Annotated in this window: 4 protein-coding genes and 4 pseudogenes; 4 read left to right on the top strand and 4 right to left on the bottom strand. The window is 65.6% G+C overall.

Annotated features, from left to right (window positions below; genetic code table 11):
- The 3 genes and pseudogenes from ACZ32T_RS37180 to ACZ32T_RS37190 form a co-directional block, all read left to right on the top strand.
- Nucleotides 1-177, top strand: a pseudogene (locus tag ACZ32T_RS37180) (transposase); the annotation flags it as partial.
- Nucleotides 178-641: 464 nt separating this feature from the next.
- Complete coding sequence (locus ACZ32T_RS37185) at nucleotides 642-893, top strand: hypothetical protein (RefSeq protein WP_467371977.1); 252 nt, start codon at nucleotides 642-644, stop codon at nucleotides 891-893.
- Nucleotides 894-1,594: 701 nt separating this feature from the next.
- The gene (locus ACZ32T_RS37190) at nucleotides 1,595-1,750 is read left to right on the top strand and encodes a hypothetical protein (protein WP_467273303.1); all 156 of its coding nucleotides are present in this window, start codon (nucleotides 1,595-1,597) and stop codon (nucleotides 1,748-1,750) included.
- An 89-nt stretch (nucleotides 1,751-1,839) separates the two neighbouring features.
- Here the strand turns inward: ACZ32T_RS37190 and ACZ32T_RS37195 are convergent, their stop codons facing one another.
- Nucleotides 1,840-2,112 carry a DUF6183 family protein gene (locus tag ACZ32T_RS37195; RefSeq protein WP_467371982.1) on the bottom strand — a complete coding sequence of 91 codons (273 nt, stop codon included), beginning with the start codon at nucleotides 2,110-2,112 and terminating at the stop codon, nucleotides 1,840-1,842.
- On the opposite strand from ACZ32T_RS37195, the pseudogene ACZ32T_RS37200 reads away from it, so the two are divergent.
- A pseudogene (locus ACZ32T_RS37200) lies at nucleotides 2,080-2,575 on the top strand (Tn3 family transposase); the annotation flags it as partial. The gene ACZ32T_RS37195 and the pseudogene ACZ32T_RS37200 overlap by 33 nt on opposite strands.
- Before the next feature lie 204 nt (nucleotides 2,576-2,779).
- Here the strand turns inward: ACZ32T_RS37200 and ACZ32T_RS37205 are convergent.
- From ACZ32T_RS37205 to ACZ32T_RS37215, 3 genes and pseudogenes are all read right to left on the bottom strand, one after another.
- A pseudogene (locus tag ACZ32T_RS37205) lies at nucleotides 2,780-3,211 on the bottom strand (protein kinase family protein); the annotation flags it as partial.
- Nucleotides 3,212-3,322: 111 nt separating this feature from the next.
- Nucleotides 3,323-3,622, bottom strand: a complete 300-nt coding sequence (locus tag ACZ32T_RS37210) for a hypothetical protein (protein ID WP_467371980.1) — start codon at nucleotides 3,620-3,622, stop codon at nucleotides 3,323-3,325.
- Between the two features lie 64 nt (nucleotides 3,623-3,686).
- Nucleotides 3,687-4,620: pseudogene (locus tag ACZ32T_RS37215) on the bottom strand (IS5 family transposase).
- Nucleotides 4,621-5,061 lie beyond the last annotated feature (441 nt).

The raw sequence follows: 5,061 nt of genomic DNA on the forward strand, positions 1-5,061 counted from the left end.
CACCGCATCGCCCGCAAGGGAGTCGAGTCCTCGCAACGGCTGGGCCGCCATCGCTGGACCGTGGAACGCACCATGGCCTGGCTCGCCGGCTGCCGGCGCCTTTACCGACGCTACGAACGCAAAGCCGACCACTTCCTCGCGTTCACCAGCATCGCCTGCACCCTCATCTGCTACCGCAGGCTCGAAGGACGGAAGATTCTTCCCGGCGACCCGGACCAGACGTCCATGGGGCCTATGGCTATCCAGGTCCGTCGTGCGGCTGAGGTCCTTGGTTACGACCCAGGCAATCTCACCGACATGCAACGCAGCGTGGTCGTAGATTCGATCAAGGATCCCGCCAAGAACATCTTCATCGCTGCGGAGTACCTCGCCCAGCTCAAGGCAGAGAGCGGCTTCGCCGACATCCCTCCGGAACAGATGACCCGGGCGCAAATGCAGGAACTGGCCGCCCGCTACAACGGCGGTCCCTACTACGAGGACCCGGCCGCCCAGGCATATGGTCGAGGCTTCGACCGGAAACTGGACGACGCGACGGAGGCGCTGAAGTGAACCAAGACGCTGGTGCATCCACCAGAACGTACGAGGAGCGCTCTCGGGCCGCTGGGCGACTGGGGACCGGTGTATGCGCCACTGTTCTGACCGTGGTGACCCTGGTAACCGGCTACGTCGTGCTCACCGCCTACCTGGTCGAACCCGATGGTCCTTGGGACCATCAAGCCGTCACCAACTCCAAGGTCGCCGGGACCATCGGACTGGTCTCCTCCGCCTGCATGGCGCTACTCACGATGGTCTTCGTCAAGGCCGGATGGCTCCGGAAATGGTGGCATGCCATCCCTGCCGCCCTCGCCATCGCAGCTCTCATGCGTCTAACCCTGCTCGCAGCGGAACTCTGACCATTCAAGATGCTGGTACGCACCGCCGCGGCGACTCCTGCCGCCATGGCAGGCAGCAGACCCCGGCTCGGGTACGAAAGCCGACACGTATGCGCCTCCACGGCACCGGCCACTTCGCCTGCCCCGGGTGCCCCGCTCCTGGTACAAGCGGCGTCGAGCGCAGAACGGTCGCCAAGGTAAACACGAAACGGGCAGGCCCTCGTTCCCCCGGGAAGGCACCGCTACAAGGCGCAGTTGCAGGAGACCATGCTCGCCCGGCAGAGGACTCCCAGCGAATACCTTCAGTGCCTCAAGCTCAGCGGCGTCCGCGGTCAGCTGCCACCGCAGAGTGGTGCACGCTCACTTCCCCACATACCGGCGATGCACCCTCCGATGTCGATGGCAGCTACTCGGCCGACCGGTCGGACTTCTGACGGTTCGTACGAGCGCCGCCACGACCAGCGGCGTCGCCGCAGCTGGATCATTCGTGTGGGCCCCATGCCGAGCAGCCGCCCAGGCCGAGGCGCCGGAGCTCCCGGCTACGGCGAGCGGGACCATGTGGTCGAGGTTTAGGGCACCGTGATCTGGACCCTGCTGACCGTCGCAGTACGACAGCCACACTCCCCCATTCACTCGATCATGCAGCGATGTCGGCCCCTCACACACGGCCGCTCAGAGATACGGGACAGGGCTGCGATTCTTCGGCGGACGGGGGGCAGGACATGTGGCAGCGGGGAATATGGGCGGTCGTGCTCGGCGCGGCCCTGGTGGTCCTCGCCGGCTGCGGTTCCGAGACCGCCGAAACCGATGAGGAGTCGACAGGCGCGGCCACGGCCTCCGCCTGCTCACTCGGCCAGGCGTGGAACCTGCTGAGCTGACTGCTTGTGTGGATGTCAGTGGCAGTAACGTGCAGCGGGAGCAGTCTGACCAGACGTTGACCAGGGACGACAGCGTGGATCAGGGTTCTTCAGTCGGTGTCCGTCGCGGCCAGCACCGCCACTTGGCGACGCCCCGGGGCAATGACTGCGAGGCCGATGTCCCAGGCCACTCGCTCACGGGTGTACGTACACGGCGGCTTCGAGGACCCGGACGGCCCGCCCGAAACTCCGGCAGGCGCGGCCTGGGCACCGTTGCCACCCGCACCGGGTGCGCTGCCAGCGTCCGAGGCGCAGACCGTGATGGTCAGCGCCGCGCCGTCGCAGATCGGCGCATGGCGATGCTCACCGCAGTGATGCGTCACCTTGAGGCCAAGGCGATCGATGAGGCACTGGACCTGTTCTCGGTGCTGATGGCGACGAGGCTGATCAGCACGGCGAAGCGGGCGACGGACAAGGAGCGGCTTTCGATGCTGCCGCAGCTGAAGAAGGCGTCGCGGACCCTGGTGCGGGCGGCGAAGGTGCTGTTCGGAGAACTGGAGCTGGTCGAGAGTCACGACGCGGATCTGGACGCGGCCGCGCTGTGGCGGGCGGGGAGGAGGTCGCCCCGGGGGCGGTGGTGATGAGCGTGGCGGCGCTGGTGGTCTCGCTGGTGCCGCAGGACGAGGACTCGGCAGTGGTCGCCGTGCGGGCGGCGCTGGCCACTCGGTACAACACGGTGCGGCCGTTCCTGTCGCTGCTCGGCGAGTCGAAGGCGCTGGTTGCGGCGGGAAGCGGGTGCGGGCCGGGGTGAAGCGGCTGCCCGCCACCCACCACGGCCGACCGGGCAGCTGCCAGACGACTCTCCCAGCAGCGGCGTGCGCACCCTCACCGCCCAGCTCGCCGAGCTCAAGCAGCGGCACCGCGACGAGGTCCAGGCCCTGCGGCAAGCTCTCGAAGCAGGGGCGAGAACCTCGAACTGCGGCGCCGCCTCGGCACCCGGCACACGGCAGGTCCGGAGACCGCCTGACGCCCGATCTCACACGTGGGTCTTCAGCGCGGCGGCAGAGCCGCAGCGCTCAGGGTCCGCTCGATTTCGGAGGCCGGAAATGGCGTCCGCTTGCTCTCCGTGAGAAGGCGGCGGTGAAACCCGTCCAGGACGATGGCAGCCCGAGCGTGCCGTTCGATGATCGTGGTGATCTCTGGTGTGACGCCATCAGGCTTTCGGCCCGTGATCCATGCACGCAGGAACGCTTCGTGTTCCGTGTTGACGCGTATACCGTCTGGCAAGTGGTGACGGAGTAGGTGGCTCGGGGTGTAGCAGCGGTCGTAGGCGAGATGCTGGGAGAGAAACTCAACCTCAGCCGCTGCGAGTTGGAAGCCAGAGCTCAGGGCAAGTCCGAAGTCCGCGAAGTAGAGCAGTCGTCCGTCGGTCAGGATGTTGCGGAAGTGAGCGTCGAAGTGGACGAGCCCGTGAGAGCTCATGCTTCCGGGCCGTTGCCACCCGTTTCGATAAGCGTGCCTACGTCTTCCACGGAACGGTGACCGTTGCCCCGCTCCGCCTGTGGCTCCGCTCGTGACGCGTCAGCAGCCCTGTTAGGGAGTTTCCTGGCCGATCGCCCGGATCACGTCGGCGAGCCACACCAAGTGATAACCCACGGCCCGATCCTCGTGAGCAAGCAGATCCTCAACGTGCTGCCACGACTCCGAAAGCTGCCCAATCGTGAGGACCTGGGGTTCGGCGCCAACGCTGTACAGCTCGTCGGCTGAGACAGACCAGAAGAGGTCTTCCCTGAGTGTCAAGGTGGGTCCGGCTGACGCTTCAATGTGCCGAAGAGCCACGTCCAAAGCACGACGAAGCTGATCGATAGGGATCTGCACGGGTTCCGTGGCCATGGGCGCCATCTTTACTCACGCCGACCACGACCCATCGGACAGGCCCTAGGCACTGTTTCTCGGATCATGTTCGGAGCCAGATAGCGAGGGCTGCGAGTGTGACGGTGCCGAGGTAGATGTAGGCGCGTTTCTCGTAGCGGGTGGCGACGGCGCGGAAGCCTTTGAGGCGGTTGATGGTGCGTTCGACGGTGTTGCGTTTCTTGTAGCGTTCGCTGTCGAATCCGGTGGGCCGGCCGCCTCGGGAGCCTCGATTCTTGCGGTGTTTCTGCTGGTCGAGACGTTCGGGGATGGTGTGCCGGATCCCGCGTCGTCGCAGGTAGCGGCGGTTCTGGCGGGACGTGTATGCCTTGTCTGCCAGGACATGGTCGGGCCTGGTGCGGGGCCGGCCGACTCGGGTGCGGGGTACGGAGACCTGCTCGAGTACCCGCTCGAACTGGGGTCCGTCACCGTAGTGTCCGGGTGTCAGGACGAAGGCGAGGGGGGGCGGCATCGTCCGTCGGCGGCGAGGTGGATCTTGGTGGTGAATCCGCCGCGGAAACGTCCCAGGCATTCGCCGATCTGACCACCTCCTCCAGACGGAGGGCCAGTTTCTGCAGTACCGGATCGACCTGGTTCGTCCCCCCGGCGGTCCCCTTTTGAGGCATCGCGGCAGGCGGCGCTTTCCTCGCGCTGGCAGCGTGCTGGTGGGCCCGCACCGCTGTCGAGTCCACCGACACGTCCCAGTCAATCCCGCCCTCGGCGTCCTCGGCCGCCTGGATGCGAGACAGCAGCATCTTCCAGGTTCCATCAGCTGACCAGCGGCGATGCCGTTTATAGACCGTCTCCCACGGCCCGAACCGCTCCGGCAGGTCCCGCCACTGCACACCAGTCCGCACCCTGTAGAGGACCCCGTTGATCACCCGGCGGTGATCGCTCCACCGACCTCCACGCGCACCACCAGGAGGCAAGAACGACACCAGCCGATCCCACTCCGCATTCGTCAGATCCCCACGGCCCATGAAGCCAGCCTGCCCCCAACACCCCACTCAGGTCAGGAGATCCGAGAAACAGTGCCTAGGGGAACCAACCGATCCGGAAGGGGCCGGGGTCTCCGCCCGCCAGAGCATTGACACTTCACAGCGAGCCATATGATCAAACCATGATTCGCCCGCTCTCGGGACCTCCCACATGGAGACACCCCGCTGCCGCACTGACACTTGTCCTGCTGACGGCCGGCGGCTGGTATGCCATGCAGCCGATCTACCCAGACTGCTTCTACATGGGAAAAATTTCACACAGCCAAGCTGTAGATGCCGGATTCTGCGAACCATCACAGATGCGGTGGAAAACCTGGATGGAATAAGACTAAGAGGGCATCTGATCTATGTAGTTGGTAGTTCGGGATGATTTTGTGACTGCCGGGGTTGGTGGTCGTTGGACGAGGGGTGAACGCTCGTCGC

Source organism: Streptomyces sp. NPDC023573 (genome assembly GCF_055559735.1).